The sequence below is a fragment of the Yaniella soli genome (genome assembly GCF_054782375.1).
Map to the genome: position 1 here is coordinate 38,051 of NZ_BAAGSP010000015.1, position 16,466 is coordinate 54,516.

Sequence of the window (16,466 nt, forward strand, 5' to 3'; positions counted from 1 at the left end):
AACTTCAAGGCGGCGTCCGGATATTTTCCCGGAGCGCCGCCCCCCAAAAAGCGTCTCACCTTATTTGCGCAGACCCAAACGTTCGATCAGTGAACGGTAACGTTCAATGTTTTCGGAGTAGAGGTACTGCAACATACGACGACGGCGACCAACCAGAGCCATCAGGCCGCGGCGGGTGTGGTGGTCGTGTGGGTGACCTTTGAGGTGCTGAGTCAGATTCCAAATACGACGGGACAGTACAGCGACCTGTACTTCCGGTGAGCCGGTGTCGCCCTCGTGGGTGGCGTATTCGGCAATAATCTGCTGTTTCACTTCACGGGAAATTGACATTAAAACTCCTTGAGAGTTGTACCGCGATCATAGAAACCGACGTATCGGCCGGCGACGCCACCGCGGACCGCAGCGTGCACCACCGTCCAAGCTTACCACCTTCCCTGCGGGGCGCCTAACTCGCTCGTTGCATACGCCAGGCAGCAGTCACATACGGAATACGGATGGTCGACGACTGTGCGTAGCCCAGATATTCGAGTAAATACCAGCGCAAATTGTCATGCATACGTTGACGTTGTTTCTCCGTGGCGCGCAGATAGTAGGCACGAGTCATCATAAGTTGGTGGACTTGTTCAACACCAAGTTCTTGTTCCCAGTGCCACCATTGTCCCACCGGTCTCCTGAATGCTGAACTGACGTGTGGCGGGTGTTCAATGGGATGAATATCTCCGGAATGCATGATCTTGCACAGACGCAACACCCAGGGAATCGAAGTATCGATTTGGTGGTGCACGACACCAAATACTCCAGTCGTGGAAAGGAGCTCGATGACTTTCTGGCTCCCCTGTGGTGTGTCAATCCAGTGCCATGCTTGTGCCGCTACCACGAGATCTGCACGCTGGGACCACGGCGCAGTATCCAGAGCTTCTACTGCCGAGACGATCGTCGTGGTTTCGGGGTGTTGGTCGGCCAGGACTGCGAGCATGTTCGCGGCCGGATCCACGGCTACAACGTCCCACCCACTGGCGAGAAGGGTTGCGGAAAATTTTCCCGTGCCGGCACCAAGATCAATCGCGAGCCCTGGTGCTTCATCCGTCAAGAACTCGACGATTTCGGTCTGGTATCCGGGGCGTACACCGTGGTAGAGGTCGGCTTGGTCCGTGTCAAAGGCCTGACCGTAGCGATGTCTGGTGTCCTGGCTGAGCGTGACGGGTCGCGTAGAACGCGTGTGCATTTAGCGGCTACCCCTGGGATCAGGAGCATCGATTTCGGGGGCCTCGCCGGAGAGTATCGCTCTGGCTTTTGTGACGTCGGTGTCCATCTGGGCAATCAGATCATCGATTCCCGTAAAAGCTTTCATCCCGCGCAGCCGTGCCACAAATGCCACCGAACACTGTTGACCATAGAGATTGAACTCGTCGAGGGCTTCGTCTTGGGGACGGTCAAATACGTGGGCTTCTACGGTGCGCACTACATCGTTGAAGGTCGGGTTACTGCCCACGGATATCGCTGCGGGTAACTGGTTCTTCTTGCCGTCAGTGAACCACCCGGCGTAGACACCATCAGCCGGGATCATCCCTTGTGAATCGGTGGCAAAGTTTGCGGTTGGGAATCCTAATTCACGACCACGCGCATGTCCGTGCACAATTTCGCCTTCGACCGTGTGGTAGCGCCCCAAAATTCTGCTGGCTTGGGCGACTTTACCGGCTTCTAGCGTGTTGCGGACCCATGTTGATGACCAACGTTCTGATTCTCCCACGTCATCGACCTGGACCACCTCGAAGTTGTGGACTTTGCCTAACTGCCGCAGGGTGTTGATGTCTCCGGTGTTTCCAGCGCCGAAGCGGGTATCGGAACCGACGACGACGATGCGTGCGTTGAGACTTTTCACGAGCACGTTTTCTACGAATTGCTGTGCTGTTTGCGTCGCGAAGTCCAGGGTGTAGTGAATGACCAGGGTGGCATCGAGGTCGCAGGTCTCGAGAAGTCGGACTTTTTGTGGCAGCGACACAATCGGCACGAGGGGTTCTTCGGGCAGGTGCACCAGCCTGGGGTGCGGGTCGAACGTCACCGCGACGGACTGTAAGTTGTGTTGTTTCGCCGTGTCGACAACCAGTTTGAGCACGGCCCGGTGACCTCGGTGTACGCCGTCAAAGTTTCCTAGCGTAACCACAGACGGCGCTGGTGGATGCGGTACTGCAGCTGTACCTGCCCAGTAGTGCACTTTGTTCTTCCTCCGTGTCGTGATCAGTTGAGTCTAGGGTATCGGCTTCGGACGGTGCCTATACAACCAGTAGAGCCCGATGATGGGCAAAACCAGTGGGATAAACCCGTATCCGATGCCAAATGTAGACCACACGGTCGGTTCGGGGAACGCTTCAGGGGCGATCAGTGAGGCCGCTCCCACGACGAGGACCCCGATCAATTCGAACCATACCGAGACGACGGCAACTTTCCAAGCACGCCGACCGGGCGTTGCCAGGGCTATGGTGGCCACAATGTAGACGAGCCCGGCGATGCCGGAAAGGATGAACGCTACCGGGGCGTCATCGAATTTGGAGACAATCTGAAATCCTGAGCGCCATGAGGCAGCCAGTGCGAGAATCGCATAGACCATCACGATGATGCGTCCGATGCCTTTGGTACGGCCGGAGGTTTCAGCCATGCCAGATCACCTGCAATCTGTGAATCATGACCAAAATGGTGGGCCCAATGGCAGCCATCACCAGATTGGACCAGCGTGTTTTATCGGTGATGCCCCAGAAGAACGCGATCGGGGGCAGAAGCAATCCGGTAATGATGTAACCCCAAAATTCCCAGCCGGGCCCGTTGAGTGGTACCGGTGAAATCAGGGCGTATACCGCATAGACCACGAGAAAAAGCTCCACTGCGGCCAGGGAAATGATTGACGAGTCAGCAGGGTGGTCACGAATGATGGTTGCAAGAATGCAAATGATCGCTGACAGAATGCCAATGACTGCTCCGGTATAGAACCAGCCGTCGAGAATCATGAGTGTGCTCCGGTGATGTCTTCCATCGTGGCAAACACGATTTCTGGTTTTGCTTGAATCGTACCGGCGCGTTCGGCATCGGCGATCAGTGCGATGACCGTGCCATCTGTTAGCTGCGCTGCGAGTAGGGCTTCGGTGTCTGACGCGGCGATTCGTCGACCGTGTATGAGGTCTGTGGCTTCGGTTTCACTCACGGTCCGGGTGGTGAACAGTTTCGCTGCGGCCACTGAGATGTCGGTATAGTCAAACGATTCGGCCAACTGTTCAAGTGTGACTGCGTCATCAACGTGATATGGTCCGACGGCACTCCTTCGAAGCGCGGTGAGATAACCGCCTGTACCGAGTTCCTCGCCCATGTCACGGGCCAGCGCGCGGATATAGGTTCCAGCTGTACATTCGACTTCCACGTCGAGATCGATGGTTTTGCCGTCGCTTGAGCGTCTCACGTCTTCGATTTCGAACCGACTGACGGTGACTTCGCGTGCTGGTATATCTACGGTTTCGCCCTCGCGGACACGTTGATATGCACGTTTACCATCGATTTTGATGGCCGACACTGCAGAGGGAACTTGTTGAATGGCACCGGTCAGGCCTGCCACGGCCTGCTGAATATCTTCGGTGGTGACGGCATTGGCGAAACGGGTTTGCACGATCTCGCCGTCGGCATCATCGGTGGTGGTGTTGTGTCCCAGCCGGATGGTGGCTCGGTACGTTTTTGTTGTGTCGACGATATAGGTGAGCAAGCGGGTGGCTTTGTTGAACCCGATGACCAACATTCCGGTGGCCATCGGGTCCAGCGTGCCTGCGTGGCCGACTTTTCGGGTACCGGCAATTTTGCGGGTGCGCGACACCACGTCGTGGGATGTCCAGCCCGCAGGTTTATCTACCAGTATCAGCCCCGAGGCAACAGCAGCCATGTGTTATTCCTTGTATGGGTCTTCGTCGCCGGCGTAGGTTGCTGATTCGCGTTGTGCTGCGAGTTCAGCATCCCGTGCTTTGGCGGCGCGCAGTACTTCTTCAAGTTGTGCGGCGTTTTCTGGCACTGTATCCGGGATAAGTTCCAGAGTGGGAACTAATCGGATGTTCAGGCCACGACCCATTTCACGGCGCATCAGGCCGCGGTTTTCTTCCATTGCCTGGTGTGCAACAGCCACGGTCTCTTCGTCACCGTAAACGGTGTAGTAGACGGAGGCTTGTTGTAGGTCGTTGGTGACGCGTGCTTCGGTGATGGTCACGTTTTCGACGCGGTCATCTTTGACCGTTTTTTGTAGGGCTTCGGCAAGAATAACTTTGATCCGTTGTGCCAGACGTGCTGCACGGTTGTGATCTGCCATGAAAGGTCTCCTGGGTAATGGGTCCGCGGCGCCCGTTGATGGGCGCCGCGGGTATGCAAGCTAAACGCGAGGCTTTTCTTGCATTTCGTAGTTTTCGATGATGTCGCCTTGGCGGATGTCATTGAACTTGCCGAGTCCAATACCGCATTCGAAGCCTTCACGGACTTCGTTGACATCGTCGGTGAAGCGGCGCAACGAGCTAACCGTCACGGAATCGGTAACAACCTTGTTGTCACGCAGCAGTCGGACTTGCGCGTTGCGGCGCATGACACCGGATGCAACCATCGAACCGGCAATCGTGCCGACCTTGGAGGAACGGAAGATTTCGCGGACTTCGGCGCGGCCGAGAACGACTTCTTCGTATTCCGGTTTCAGCATGCCCTTGAGCGCTTGCTCAATGTCATCGATGACGTCGTAAATGACGGTGTAGAACCGCATGTCGACGCCTTCTTCGTCAGCGATTTCGTTGACGCGTTCGGCCGGGCGCACGTTGAAGCCGATGATAATGGCGTTATCAACGGTGGCCAGGTTGACGTCGTTCTGGGTGATCGCACCGACGCCGCGGTGGATAACGCGCAGTTGAACTTCGTCTTCGCCGCCAACATCGACCTGCATGAGCGAATCTTCCAGCGCCTCGACGGGACCGGATGCGTCACCTTTGATGATGAGGTTGAGCGTATCCAGCTTGCCTTCGGCGACTGCCTGGTCGAACTCTTCCAGCGTGATTCGTTTGCGACGACGGGCCAACATTGCGTTGCGTTTCGCGGTTTCGCGTCGTTCAGCAATCTGACGGGCCGTACGGTCATCTGAGGTGACCAGGAAGACGTCGCCTGCACGTGGCACATTCGACAGGCCAAGCACCTGAACCGGACGTGATGGGAGCGCTTCACTGACGGCGTCGCCGTATTCGTCGAACATCGCACGGACACGACCGTGTGCGTCACCGACCACGACGTTGTCACCAACGCGTAAGGTACCGGTTTGCACCAGCACGGTGGCGACGGGGCCACGACCGCGGTCAAGGTTGGCTTCAATGGCCACACCGCGTGCCCCACGCTCCGGGTTCGCTGTCAGTTCAAGCGCAGCGTCTGCGGTCAGCAGAATGGACTCCAACAGACCGTCGACGTTGAGCTTATTCAACGCAGAAATTTCCACGAACATGGTGTCGCCACCGTACTCTTCTGGTACGAGACCGTATTCGGAGAGCTCGCCGCGGATTCGATCCGGGTTGGCACCTTCTTTATCGATCTTGTTAATGGCGACCACAATAGGCACTTCTGCCGCTTTGGCGTGGTTTAGTGCTTCGATAGTCTGTGGCATGACACCGTCATCGGCGGCAACCACGAGCACGGCAATGTCCGTGACTTTGGCGCCACGAGCACGCATCGCGGTGAACGCCTCGTGACCAGGAGTGTCAATGAAGGTCAGCTTGCGTGGCTTGCCTTCGTGCTGGACATCCACTTGGTAAGCACCGATGTGCTGGGTAATGCCGCCGGCTTCCGACTCACGCACGCGGGCTGAACGAATCGCGTCCAATGTACGTGTCTTCCCGTGGTCAACGTGACCCATCACCGTAATAACGGCCGGACGAGCCTCGAGGTCTGCCTTGTCTTCTTCGGCATCTAGGTTGATGTTGAAGTCGCCAAGGATTTCACGGTCCTCATCTTCAGGGGACACGATTTCGACTTTGTAGCCGATCTCTGCACCCAGGACTTCAAAGGTGTCTTCATCCAGTGACTGGTTTGCTGTGGCCATTTCACCAAGGTGGAACAGCACAGTCACCAGCGCTGCCGGATCTGCCTTAATCTTCTCGGCGAGGTCAGCAATCGAGGAACCACGGCGCAAGCGGAGAACAGTCTCGCCGTCGCCCTTGGGGACTTTCACGCCACCGATAACCGGAGCTTGTGGAGAGTTCTCTTCGCGACGTTGACGTTTCTTTGAACGACGACGTCCGGTTTGTGGACCGCGACCGAAGGCACCCTGTGCTGAGCCGCGTCCGGGGCCGCGGCGTGGACCGCCACCTCCGCCACGACGTGGCCCGCCGCGACCTGCGTCTGCAGGTGTTGGCTTCTGGATCTGGTCGGGCATCATCGCTGGTGTTGGGCGTGGACCCGACTCGCGTGGCTGCTGTGGTTTCGCACCTGGTTTAGCGCCTGGCTTTGCACCGGGTTTTGCGCCAGGCTTTGGTGCGCCTTTCCGTGGACCAGGTTTTGGTGCTCCACCGCCGGCTGGGCGTGGGCCTCCCCCACGCTGGTCTTGGCGCATACCCTGCTGTGGAGCGAACGGGTTATTGCCAGGACGTGGGGATCCGCCGCGAGGTCCAGGGCGTGGTGCCGTGGTGTCCTGCTTGGATTGGAAAGGGTTATTGCCCGGACGAGCAGCCGGTTTTGGAGCAGGTTTTGGTCCAGGTGTGGGAGCTGTTGGTTTAGGGGCAGGCTTTGGTGCAGCTGGCTTGGCGGCCGGCTTCGGAGCCTCTTCGACTTCGGGCGCAGCGGCTTCAGCTTTGGGTTCTTCAGGCGCAGGAGTTTCAGCTACTGGAGCTTCCGCCTCGACTGGTTTCGCCTTTGGTCCTGGTTTCGGCGCTGCTGGCTTGGCATTTTGAGGCTGAGCCTCTGATACTTCCGCTTTTGGAGCAGCTGGTTTCTTTGCCTGTGGTTTCGCCGCTGGTTTCTTCGCAGCGGCTTTCGGGGCAGGTTTTGCTTTTTCTGCCGGGGCATCGTCTGGGAATTGAGCTCTCAGACGTTTTACCACGGGTGGTTCAATAGTTGAAGACGCTGAAGATACAAACTCGCCTATTTCTTCGAGTTTGTTCAGCGCCTCACGGGAAGTAATCCCAAGTTGCTTGGCAACTTCGTGGACGCGCAGTTTCGCCACGATTCTCCTGTTCTGGCTGAATCGTGGCCTGCACTAATTAGTACACAACCGCGATTCGGGCCGGTCGAAATGTATGCTCTGTCGTCATACGCACAAAACCGACCGTAGGGTGGCTCATGCGTCGTGAGCTGACTTTGATATTCATCGTTGGGCACTCATCGTGTGCTCACCGGGTATCCATCAGTTCTCTGACCCGCTTTCATCATTGTTCAATGTGTTGGTGCTATCCGACAGCCAGCTCGAGAGCACTTCTGCGAGCTCTTCGGTATCAACGTGATGTCGAAAGGCTCGAGCAAATGCTCGCCTGCGCAGTGCCGTGGATAAGCATTCCGGATCATGATGCAACCATGCACCACGTCCCGGAAGTACGCGTCGTGTATCAATCACCAGCGATCGGGAATCGCGAGTTTTCTCAAACGCAACGCGTACCAAATTTTTGGTCTGTTCGCGTGTGCGACATCCAATGCATAAGCGCACTGGTTCATGGTTGCCCATGGGCCTCCAAATCTGTCACACGTTCGTCAACCCGTACTAGTCTAACGCAAATGGGTTCATTGATGCCAAAGGACTTAGTCCTCAGCCGGTGCTTTCGCCGCAACCTGCTGTTCATACACCGACTCGCCCATGATGTCGATACGCCATCCAGTCAGCTTGGCGGCAAGTCTGGCGTTTTGCCCTTCTTTCCCAATCGCCAACGACAGCTGGTAGTCGGGCACCACAACGGAGGCAGAACGCGTGGCTTCATCCACGTCATAGACTTTGACCACTTTTGATGGTGACAGTGCTGCAGAAATGAACTTCGTGGGATCTGTAGAGAAGTCCACGATGTCGATTTTTTCGTCATTGAGCTCGGCCATCACAGCACGAACCCGAGTGCCCATTTCACCGATACAGGCGCCCTTGGCGTTAATGCCGGATTCTTTGGCGTTGACTGCGATTTTGGTACGGTGACCTGCCTCGCGCGCAATAGCTGCAATTTCTACCTGACCATTGGCGATTTCTGGGACTTCGAATTCAAAGAGTTTGCGGACTAAGCCGGGGTGTGAACGCGACAACGTAACCGATGGGCCCTTATTGCCACGAGTCACCGATACGACATAGGAACGCAGTCGCGTGCCGTGCGAATAATCTTCACCGGGAACTTGTTCCGCTGGCGGAAGAACAGCTTCGACACTGCCGAGATCAACTTGAATCATATGGGGGTTGCTGCCCTGTTGAATGACTCCGGAAATCAGCTGATCCTGTTTATCACGAAATTCGCCCAGGACCTGATCGTCTTCGGCGTCACGCAGCCGCTGGACGATGACCTGTCGGGCGGTTGAAGCTGCCACCCGTCCGAAGCCTGACGGCGTATCGTCAAACTCCCCTATCGGTTCGTCATCCTCACCGAACTCGGTGGCCCAGATGGTCACTTTGCCGGTTTTGGTATCTATTTCGGCGCGGGATCTATGGATCGCCCCGGGAGATTTATGGTATGCCAACAACAATGCTTGTTCGATGGTCGGGATGAGTTGTTCCAGCGGAACCTCATGTTCCGTCTCAAGCATCCGTAGCAGGGAAATATCGATATCCACCAGGTTCCTCCGTGGGTTCATTCACTTGTGATTCTGTTGTGTTTTCAGTTATCGCTCGTTAGGGTATCTCAGCTATTTTAGCTGAACTTGAACCACCGCGTTGGACAGCTGCTCGTATCCGTAGTGTTCCGGTTCGGAATATTTGACTGGCATGCCCTTTTTTGCGCCGGGTGTGATGAGGGTCAATTCGACGCCGTCATCGTGAACACTGTGGATTTTTGCCTCGACCGGCTCGCCACCATCAATGGCGACGTTGATGATACGCCCAAGGTTCTTCTCCCAGTGATGGCGCCGTACAAGCGGACGATCCGTGCCCGGGGTCGAGACCTCGAGGGTGTAGGCATCGTCTGGTCTGAGCTCAGGTATCCACTCATCCTGGGCGTCGAGTGCTTCGGACACGTCTCGGGTCACAGTGGTTATGGCATCAATAATGACGTCGTCTTGATCTTCAAGGCGATCGATGACGACCGACACTACACGGTCACCTGGTGTGCCTTCGATGAGCACTTCCTCACACCACAATCCGTGGCCTTCCACAATCCCACCAATGAGCGCTTGCAGTTCGGTTCGCTCTATCGGATCCAATTCGGATACGGCCGGCTGTGACTCATGAAGGCTTTGTGCGAAACTAGGACGACTGGCCATAATACGGTGCTGTACTCCTTGTAGTGTTGATATAACAGTTGTACCAACCCTGCGAACGTTTGGGCGGTGTTGACGGTAACTGTGACAAAATACTGAGATGTGATGGAACAAGATTCGATGAGCCCAGCGGTTCAACCAGGTCGGCGCACTGGGCGCAGAGTGATCGTGGCCGCTACATTAGCTCTGCTCGTGGGCCTCGGTACGTGGGTGAGTTCGAGTATATTCAACGGTAGTGATGGCGTCACGCCAGCCGATAGTGAGTTGAATGCATCCCAGCACACGACCCATTTGGTTCGGGCTCTCCGGATTTCTGCGGCTTCTGATACAACGTCATCGAGTATTGAGTCTATTCCCGAGGCTGTTGAAACCTTTGAACCGCTCGAATGTGGCAGTCGATTCGCAATGTCTTTGGAAGACGCTCTTGTCCAGCTGCACGGCGTCGACTATTTATCAACTGTGGGTGGGGCCAGGCTGACCGATGCATCGCAGTGGCGAACCCAACAAGGCGAGGCACATGACGCTGCGGTGGCATTAGAAACGCTTTTTCTCGAGGAATGTCAGCCGGTCGTGCCGGTGACGTTTGATCTTGCAGAAGGTGTTCGGTTCTCTGATGAGGTCAACATTCAACAGATGCTTCGCATCTCAGATGAGCTCGTTGACGAGTGGACTCAGCTCTATCTACTCGCTGAATCGGCCGATGAGCGTGACATCGCGTTAGCTGGCCTGTGGCAAATTATTCGCTGGGAAGCTGAATGGGAACCAGGACGGTCCCCATTCAGCTTCGAGTCCTAGGTACTGGGACCTAGCGCGAAGCGTTCTGATAATTCCGCACCAGCTCGATTACATGTTCGAGCGTCGCATCGACCGGAATATCTTCACGGGTGCCGGCCTGACGGTCTTTGAGCTCTAACGTCCCCTTGGCAAGGCCCCGTCCAACAATCACATGCAGTGGCACACCGATGAGTTCAGCATCCGAAAACTTCACCCCGGCGGAGACCTTGCGACGATCGTCATAGAGCACTTCGATCCCCGCAGCTTCGAGCTGGGTGGCGAAGTCCTCTGCGGTTTCGAAAATCTCATCGTCTTTGCCCGTGGCCACAATATGAACATGGGCAGGTGCGACGTTCATTGGCCAAATGAGGCCCTGCTCGTCATGGTGGGCTTCGGCCAACGCGGCGACGGCGCGAGACACGCCGATACCGTAGGAGCCCATGGTCACCACGACCTGTTTCCCGTTTTCATCCAGGACTTTCAGGTCCAATGCCTCAGAGTATTTTTGGCCAAGCTGGAAGATGTGGCCCATTTCCATACCGCGACGGGTCGCGAGAGGTCCGGAACCATCCGGGGCTGGATCACCGTCACGAACCGCCGTGGCTTCGATGACGCCGTCCCAGGTGAAGTCACGTTCGGCGACGAGCCCAAACACGTGCTGCTGATCGACATTTGCTCCGGTCACCCAGCTGGATCCCGCCACCACACGAGGATCTACGAAGAATGGGATACCGGTGTCGGAATCGGTGCCCAGCACCTGTGTCGTCGTGCCATCCTGGAGCAGTGTTGGGCCAATGTAACCGGGCACTAAACCCGAATGTTTTGCCATGTCGGCCTCGGTGGCGGGTTCGACCTCGGGTTCACCAGCTACATCAAGCGCTTCTGCAATAGAGGCTTCGAGACGCTTGACGTCGACGTCACGATCACCGGGTACTGCAACCACGAAGACTTGGCGTTCGTCACCGTCCAGCACCGCGGTAAGTACCACGCATTTTAGGGTTTCTGCCGCCTGCCAGCTTCCCTCTGCCTTGGGGGCGAGCTCGTTGGCAACATCGACCAGGGCCGCAATGGTGGTCGACACGGGGGTATCTTTCACCTCTGCTGCCGGTGCCTCGGCATAGTCAATCGCGTCGGGTACCACGGTATCGACGGCTTCCACATTGGCTCGGTAGCCGCCAGGAGATTCCACGAACGTATCTTCACCGGCTGCAGAAGGATGTAGGAATTCTTCGGAGCGTGACCCGCCCATGGCGCCTGCCATCGCTTGGACTGCTACGACCGGCAGACCGAGCCGCTCAAAGATCCGCCAGTAGGCGCCGCGATGTTTGTCATAGGCCTCGTTGAGACCGGCTTCGTCGACGGTAAATGAGTAGGAATCCTTCATGGTGAATTCACGGACGCGCAGCAGCCCGGCCCGCGGACGGGCTTCGTCACGGTATTTCGTTTGAATCTGGTACAGGTACACTGGCAGATCTTTATAGGACGAATAGTGGTCTTTGACCAGGAGGGTAAAGAGCTCTTCGTGGGTCGGCGCGAGCAGAAAGTCAGCACCGGATCGATCTTGGAGCCGGAAGATACCGTCGCCATAGTCGTCCCAGCGGCCAGTGGCCTCGTAGGGTTCCTTTGGAAGCAACGCTGGGAAGTGGACTTCTTGGCCGCCAATTGCGTTCATTTCGTCACGAACGATATTTTCGACCTTGTTCTTCACACGCAAGCCAAGCGGCAACCACGTGTAGCCGCCCGGTGCAGCACGACGGATGTATCCTGCCCGCACTAAGAGTTTGTGGCTGGCGACTTCAGCATCTGACGGATCATCGCGCAGGGTGCGAAGAAATAAGGTGGACATGCGCAAGGGCACTCGGGGGCTCCATTCGTCAACAATTCTATGGGTATCTCGAGGTATTCTACCGCAGCGTCTCATCGAGTTGATCGGTAAGTGTCAATGCCAGGGCGACGTCGGTTGGTGGCGTGGCGGCTACCAAGAACACAGCGTTGTCATTGCGCAGGATTACCAATGACGTGGCCGTCTCGTCTTCGGGGTTGACCTGAATTTCGAATGCTTCATCGGTGTGATGCGTCAACGCTTCCAGTGCGACCTCCCCTGCCGAGCATTGGCTCATGAAGGATTGGAGTTCTTCGGTAAAGGCCTGTGCTTCTTCGTCTGAGGAGAAACCAAACGCACCGAGGTCATCTCGTGCGGTCGGCTCACCGCTCTCCTCGTCATCGGTTGCTGTGGAGTCGTCGGTCACGGATCCCAATGCTGCGGTTTCGGGTTGCGTCTGGGTCACCGTTGAGCACTGTTGGTCGTCATCGCTGCTCGTGTTGTGCTCGTCTGATGCTATAAAACCGGTCAGGGTCTCGACTGCTTCATCACCGGTGAGCAGCGCGTTTGGGTCTGGATGTTCGAGCACCTGGGCGATGGCTGATGTCATGGCAGCCTCATCGGTGAGGGCCTCGGATTCTGCATCCTCGGTGGTAGCCTCAACTGTCGAGGGCGGTTCAACCGGGGATGGTTGGTCGGTACAGGCAGTGCAGACGAGCAGTGCGAGCGCGCCTGCCAGTGCAATATGTGACCGGCGGGTCATGAAGTTTCTTCCCGTACCGCGTCGGTGATTTCCGTGAGTGTCTGCGCGGCGTCGGCGGCGTCACTGCCGGGTTCAACGGTGATTAAAAAGACTTCGTTGTCGAAACGAGCGATCACAGTTGACGATGTGACGGCGATGTTGTCTACGTCCGCTTCTGGTTCGGGCACTTCATCGGGTGAGATCACGTAGTCTGGCAGCGCCCCGGGGTCCGGGACCGGGACATCTTCTGATTCGAATGCCCCGGAGAGTTCGCCCGTGGAGTTCAAGACCATATCTTGGTCGGCTTCTGTCAGGCTGTCGGGGATATCGAGTTCCTCAGCATCTGCGAAAGCAGCAGCAGAATAGTGCAGCGTCAAGACATTGGTGTCATCAATGGTCAGGTCCACGGATGGACAGTTGTTCCAGGCCGAGGTGCGTGCGTTGAAATACGACGTTGCGTCCTCGGCCGAGTCAAATCCCGCGGCGACGACCGTTTGAGCAGAATGCGTGTTTTCCCCGGAACGTGAGAGAAACCCAACGGCGACATCATTGGTCGTGTAGTACTCCGAGTCAACGGTGCCAGCGCATTCGGTTGGTTCTGGTGAGAACTGCGCGAGCTCTGCTGCAGCCGACTTGAGCGTTTCGATTGCGGGGACACCGGTAGAGATGATGGCTTCTTCATCCAGCACCGAGTTCATAGCCTGGTGATACACGGTTTGGGCCGGGATTTCGACTTCAGGCGGTGGGGTGACATCCACAGAAGACTGCTCGCGCGGTTGGGCACACCCGGTGAGTACCAGTGCCCCAACGGCAACCCAAGCGAATGATCTGCGCATGCTGCCTTCCTCCCATGGTGATTAAAATAGTACGGTAGCGAAGCTATCAACGGTACCAAAGCCGACGCGTTGGTAGGTTTTGATCGCTGGAATGTTGAAATCGTTGACGTAGAGCGACACGATCGGTGCCAGGGTCAAAGCATGGTTGACCACGGCAGCCATCGCAGCTGCTGCGTGCCCTTGTCCACGAGTTTGCGGGTCGATCCAGACGCCTTGAATTTGGACTGCCTGCCTGGTGACGATACCAAAGTCGGCTTTGAATACGACGCCGTGCTGGCCGGTTTCGAGCATCGTATGCCCTTTTGCGATGAGTTGACGCACACGCAAACGATACCCGTTGGAGCCGTCGGCCAGTGGCGAGTAGCCGAGTTCTTCGGTGAACATGGCTACCGATGCGGGAAGAACCCGTTGGTAATCGGCTTCGGTTGCGAGTCGTACATTCGGATTCGGCGCCACCGCTGCCTGATTCGCAATGGTCATAAACGGCTGGTTTTTCCGCACATCACGTGCCGTCTGGCGGCCGTGTTGTAGGATGCTCCAGATCCCTTCGATTGCGGGTTGGGGACCAAATATGGAACCAAATCGCTCATCGAGGGCCAGCAGCGCTTGACCGAAGTAGGCCCCGTGTTCTGGATCCTTGGTGACCGGTACGATGTTGGCGCCTGCCCAACAGGCAGCCACGAGTTGGCCTGGGTTCGTCGGATCGTAAATACCCAAGAAAATGCCCCTGGCGAATCCACCAATGGGCCCTGCGCGCCGTCCGGTGTCCAGGATGGATTGTACATAGGCGTTGGTGACGGGTTTGTCGGCGATCAGTTGACTCAGTGCGGCCGTGTCCGAGTTGGCAAGGATGCGCACAGTGTCGCGGGTAGCGGAGGCCACCGCGTCTTCGGCATCCAACAGCCAGCGCAGAGTACGGGTCAAGTGCCGCAAGGTCACCCCTTCGTTTAAAACAGTGTCACAGGTTTGATGATGTCAGCGACGATCAACAATACTCCCATGGTTAATAATAGGCCGAACACCACGATGGTGAGTGGGAACATCTTGGCGATGTCAAATGGTCCAGGATCTGGCTTACCTCGGAGTTTCGCCCAACCGCGTCGAATGGACTCCCACAAGCCACCTAGCACGTGGCCGCCGTCGAGGGGCAGCAGCGGTATGAGGTTGAAGACCATCAGGGCAACGTTCAGACCGGCGATAAGCGACAATAGCAAAGCGCCTCGATCGGCAATCGGGATGTCTTGCTGTGCGGCAGCTTCTCCTGCAATCCGTCCCACACCAACCACAGAAACTGGTCCGGTCGGATCACGCTCGCCGTCGGTCAGCAAGACTTTCGCCGTATCCCAAAGTTTGGCGGGAAGGACTGTGATGACGGAGAACGTCCCCGAGATTTGTTCGCCCAGCACGCCAAAGGCGGCGGTCACCGGTTGTTGTTGATTTACGATCTGCGACGACATGCCAATGAAGCCGACGGGCTCGGTCACGACTTCCCCATTGGATCCGATGACCGGTTGATCGAACCGGTCAAGTTCGGGGCGCTCGGTCAGCACAGGGGTGATGGTGGTTTGTACAGATTCGCCGTCACGCACATACGTGATGCTGGTTTCTATGTCGGCACGTTGTTGGATCGCCCCGGAAAGCTCGTCCCAGTCTGTGACTTCTTCATTGTTGAAATGGGTGATGTGGTCGCCTGGACGCAGACCGGCTTCCCAGGCTGGCGATGGCTCATCGCCTTGAGCACACTCGGCGTCTAGTGCCGACTCATCAGTGGTTTCAGTCATGCATTCGAACACGTCGTTGACTGTCGTGGTGGGGGTGGCCACACCGAAGGATGTGACCAAAATAGCAGTGATCACCAGCGCGATCAGCAAGTTCATGAAGGGTCCAGCCAGCATGATGATGATACGTTTCCATACCGGTAGTGATATGAACGTACGGCCCGTATCGTGTGTGGTCAGCTCGGCGGTGGCATCGTCACGCGCTTGAGCAGCGATGGTTTGAAAGTAGCGCAGCCGGGATTTAGAGGGCTGTTCGCCGGGCTTATTGGGTGGGAGCATCCCGATCTTTGAGACATAGCCGCCTAATGGTATGGATTTGATGCCGTATTCGGTTTCACCTTTGCGCTTTGACCAAATGGTTTTGCCGAAGCCGATCATGTACTGCGTGACACGTACATTGAAGAGTTTGGCGGGGAGGAGGTGCCCGATTTCGTGCAGGGCAATGGAGACGGCAATTGCGATCACCATGATCAGGATGCCGACTAGGGCAAGGACAATGGTCATTCGGGTCCTAGTCGAGTACGACGAGTAGTTCGACGACCGCCTGCAAGAACGCGTCTACTTGCGCTTCATCGTAGCCATGAGGTCCTTTGGCAGCGTCGAAAGTGACGTTGCGGAGATCTTTGAGCCGAACGTGGTCTTCATCTTGGAGGTGGCTGTTGATCCGAGCCAGGCACACATCGACGTCGTCGACGTCATAGCCAGGAGCACCCGTTGCTGCCGGCCGGAATTTCTCTCCGCGAGGACGTTCGAGTCTTCCCATGAGTTCTTCGAGTCGGCTGATCAGCTCTAAGTCCCAGGTTTGTTGGCCGTGGGTCGCGATGTAGTCGTCTCGTTCGGCTCTTCGCAGTGCATCTTCGAGCCGCTCAAGGACTTGATCTACTTGGTCGGTACGGTAGCCTCCGCGGACCAGATCAAACGTTTTGGCCTGAACGATATCAGCGGTGATGCCCGAGTCTGTTTCGTAAGCTTGGCGTGCCGCAGTGATGAATTCATCGACTTGCCCTGTGTGATAACCGTAATCACGTTTGGCGACGATGTTGAATGGCGAGGTCGATTGGGTTTTTGATGACACAGTGCTTCCTTTG

The 16,466-nt window shown here is 56.7% G+C and carries 18 protein-coding genes; 1 reads left to right on the forward strand and 17 read right to left on the reverse strand.

The genetic code is table 11. From position 1 onward, the window contains the following. Positions 1-60: 60 nt before the first annotated feature. The 11 genes from rpsO to rimP form a co-directional block, all read right to left on the reverse strand. Positions 61-330 carry a 30S ribosomal protein S15 gene (gene rpsO, locus ACYVJT_RS09205; RefSeq protein ID WP_343957608.1) on the reverse strand — a complete coding sequence of 90 codons (270 nt, stop codon included), beginning with the start codon at positions 328-330 and terminating at the stop codon, positions 61-63. A 115-nt stretch (positions 331-445) separates the two neighbouring features. Further along, the gene (locus ACYVJT_RS09210) at positions 446-1,225 is read right to left on the reverse strand and encodes a class I SAM-dependent methyltransferase (RefSeq protein WP_343957606.1); all 780 of its coding nucleotides are present in this window, start codon (positions 1,223-1,225) and stop codon (positions 446-448) included. Then, positions 1,226-2,215, reverse strand: coding sequence for a bifunctional riboflavin kinase/FAD synthetase (locus ACYVJT_RS09215; protein WP_343957604.1), 990 nt, complete (start codon positions 2,213-2,215; stop codon positions 1,226-1,228). It lies immediately after the preceding gene. A 33-nt stretch (positions 2,216-2,248) separates the two neighbouring features. After that, a complete protein-coding gene (locus tag ACYVJT_RS09220; protein WP_343957602.1) occupies positions 2,249-2,656 on the reverse strand; it encodes a hypothetical protein in 408 nt (135 codons plus the stop codon). Beyond that, the gene (locus tag ACYVJT_RS09225) at positions 2,649-3,002 is read right to left on the reverse strand and encodes a hypothetical protein (protein WP_343957600.1); all 354 of its coding nucleotides are present in this window, start codon (positions 3,000-3,002) and stop codon (positions 2,649-2,651) included. Before ACYVJT_RS09225 ends, ACYVJT_RS09220 begins: the two co-directional genes overlap by 8 nt. Continuing rightward, entirely contained in the window at positions 2,999-3,919 is a 921-nt protein-coding gene (truB, locus tag ACYVJT_RS09230; protein WP_343957598.1) for a tRNA pseudouridine(55) synthase TruB, read from the reverse strand. The genes ACYVJT_RS09225 and truB overlap by 4 nt, the downstream gene beginning before the upstream one ends. Positions 3,920-3,922: 3 nt before the next feature. Beyond that, positions 3,923-4,336 (reverse strand): 30S ribosome-binding factor RbfA, encoded by a 414-nt coding sequence (gene rbfA, locus ACYVJT_RS09235; RefSeq protein ID WP_343957596.1) that lies wholly within the window; start codon positions 4,334-4,336, stop codon positions 3,923-3,925. A 60-nt stretch (positions 4,337-4,396) separates the two neighbouring features. Next, complete coding sequence (infB, locus tag ACYVJT_RS09240) at positions 4,397-7,210, reverse strand: translation initiation factor IF-2 (RefSeq protein ID WP_343957594.1); 2,814 nt, start codon at positions 7,208-7,210, stop codon at positions 4,397-4,399. Positions 7,211-7,390: 180 nt separating this feature from the next. Continuing rightward, complete coding sequence (locus tag ACYVJT_RS09245; RefSeq protein WP_343957592.1) at positions 7,391-7,705, reverse strand: YlxR family protein; 315 nt, start codon at positions 7,703-7,705, stop codon at positions 7,391-7,393. Between the two features lie 74 nt (positions 7,706-7,779). Next, positions 7,780-8,784, reverse strand: a complete 1,005-nt coding sequence (gene nusA / locus ACYVJT_RS09250) for a transcription termination factor NusA (protein ID WP_343957590.1) — start codon at positions 8,782-8,784, stop codon at positions 7,780-7,782. 72 nt (positions 8,785-8,856) lie between these two features. Continuing rightward, positions 8,857-9,429 (reverse strand): ribosome maturation factor RimP, encoded by a 573-nt coding sequence (gene rimP / locus ACYVJT_RS09255; protein ID WP_343957587.1) that lies wholly within the window; start codon positions 9,427-9,429, stop codon positions 8,857-8,859. 99 nt (positions 9,430-9,528) lie between these two features. Between rimP and ACYVJT_RS09260 the strand changes: the two genes are divergently transcribed. Then, positions 9,529-10,221: a hypothetical protein gene (locus ACYVJT_RS09260; protein WP_343957585.1), complete on the forward strand. Its 693-nt coding sequence runs from the start codon at positions 9,529-9,531 to the stop codon at positions 10,219-10,221. Between the two features lie 10 nt (positions 10,222-10,231). Here the strand turns inward: ACYVJT_RS09260 and ACYVJT_RS09265 are convergent, their stop codons facing one another. The 6 genes from ACYVJT_RS09265 to ACYVJT_RS09290 are packed head-to-tail and all read right to left on the reverse strand — an operon-like array spanning position 10,232 to position 16,453. Next, complete coding sequence (locus tag ACYVJT_RS09265) at positions 10,232-12,058, reverse strand: proline--tRNA ligase (RefSeq protein ID WP_343957583.1); 1,827 nt, start codon at positions 12,056-12,058, stop codon at positions 10,232-10,234. Between the two features lie 46 nt (positions 12,059-12,104). Further along, the gene (locus ACYVJT_RS09270) at positions 12,105-12,785 is read right to left on the reverse strand and encodes a hypothetical protein (protein ID WP_343957581.1); all 681 of its coding nucleotides are present in this window, start codon (positions 12,783-12,785) and stop codon (positions 12,105-12,107) included. Next, entirely contained in the window at positions 12,782-13,600 is an 819-nt protein-coding gene (locus ACYVJT_RS09275) for a hypothetical protein (protein ID WP_343957579.1), read from the reverse strand. The genes ACYVJT_RS09270 and ACYVJT_RS09275 overlap by 4 nt, the downstream gene beginning before the upstream one ends. Positions 13,601-13,621: 21 nt before the next feature. Next, a complete protein-coding gene (locus ACYVJT_RS09280) occupies positions 13,622-14,524 on the reverse strand; it encodes a GNAT family N-acetyltransferase (RefSeq protein WP_343957577.1) in 903 nt (300 codons plus the stop codon). A gap of 23 nt (positions 14,525-14,547) precedes the next feature. Continuing rightward, a complete protein-coding gene (locus ACYVJT_RS09285) occupies positions 14,548-15,882 on the reverse strand; it encodes a M50 family metallopeptidase (RefSeq protein WP_499418332.1) in 1,335 nt (444 codons plus the stop codon). 7 nt (positions 15,883-15,889) lie between these two features. After that, entirely contained in the window at positions 15,890-16,453 is a 564-nt protein-coding gene (locus ACYVJT_RS09290; RefSeq protein WP_343957573.1) for a DivIVA domain-containing protein, read from the reverse strand. Positions 16,454-16,466: the final 13 nt, after the last annotated feature.

What these genes read in the sequence shown, in the direction of transcription:
- rpsO (WP_343957608.1), bottom strand. Translation starts at nt 330, where the DNA reads ATGTCAATTTCCCGTGAAGTGAAACAGCAGATTATTGCCGAATACGCC.
- ACYVJT_RS09285 (WP_499418332.1), bottom strand. Translation starts at nt 15,882, where the DNA reads ATGACCATTGTCCTTGCCCTAGTCGGCATCCTGATCATGGTGATCGCA.
- rimP (WP_343957587.1), bottom strand. Translation starts at nt 9,429, where the DNA reads ATGGCCAGTCGTCCTAGTTTCGCACAAAGCCTTCATGAGTCACAGCCG.
- ACYVJT_RS09270 (WP_343957581.1), bottom strand. Translation starts at nt 12,785, where the DNA reads ATGACCCGCCGGTCACATATTGCACTGGCAGGCGCGCTCGCACTGCTC.
- rbfA (WP_343957596.1), bottom strand. Translation starts at nt 4,336, where the DNA reads ATGGCAGATCACAACCGTGCAGCACGTCTGGCACAACGGATCAAAGTT.
- truB (WP_343957598.1), bottom strand. Translation starts at nt 3,919, where the DNA reads ATGGCTGCTGTTGCCTCGGGGCTGATACTGGTAGATAAACCTGCGGGC.
- ACYVJT_RS09245 (WP_343957592.1), bottom strand. Translation starts at nt 7,705, where the DNA reads ATGGGCAACCATGAACCAGTGCGCTTATGCATTGGATGTCGCACACGC.
- ACYVJT_RS09210 (WP_343957606.1), bottom strand. Translation starts at nt 1,225, where the DNA reads ATGCACACGCGTTCTACGCGACCCGTCACGCTCAGCCAGGACACCAGA.
- ACYVJT_RS09225 (WP_343957600.1), bottom strand. Translation starts at nt 3,002, where the DNA reads ATGATTCTCGACGGCTGGTTCTATACCGGAGCAGTCATTGGCATTCTG.
- ACYVJT_RS09220 (WP_343957602.1), bottom strand. Translation starts at nt 2,656, where the DNA reads ATGGCTGAAACCTCCGGCCGTACCAAAGGCATCGGACGCATCATCGTG.
- ACYVJT_RS09275 (WP_343957579.1), bottom strand. Translation starts at nt 13,600, where the DNA reads ATGCGCAGATCATTCGCTTGGGTTGCCGTTGGGGCACTGGTACTCACC.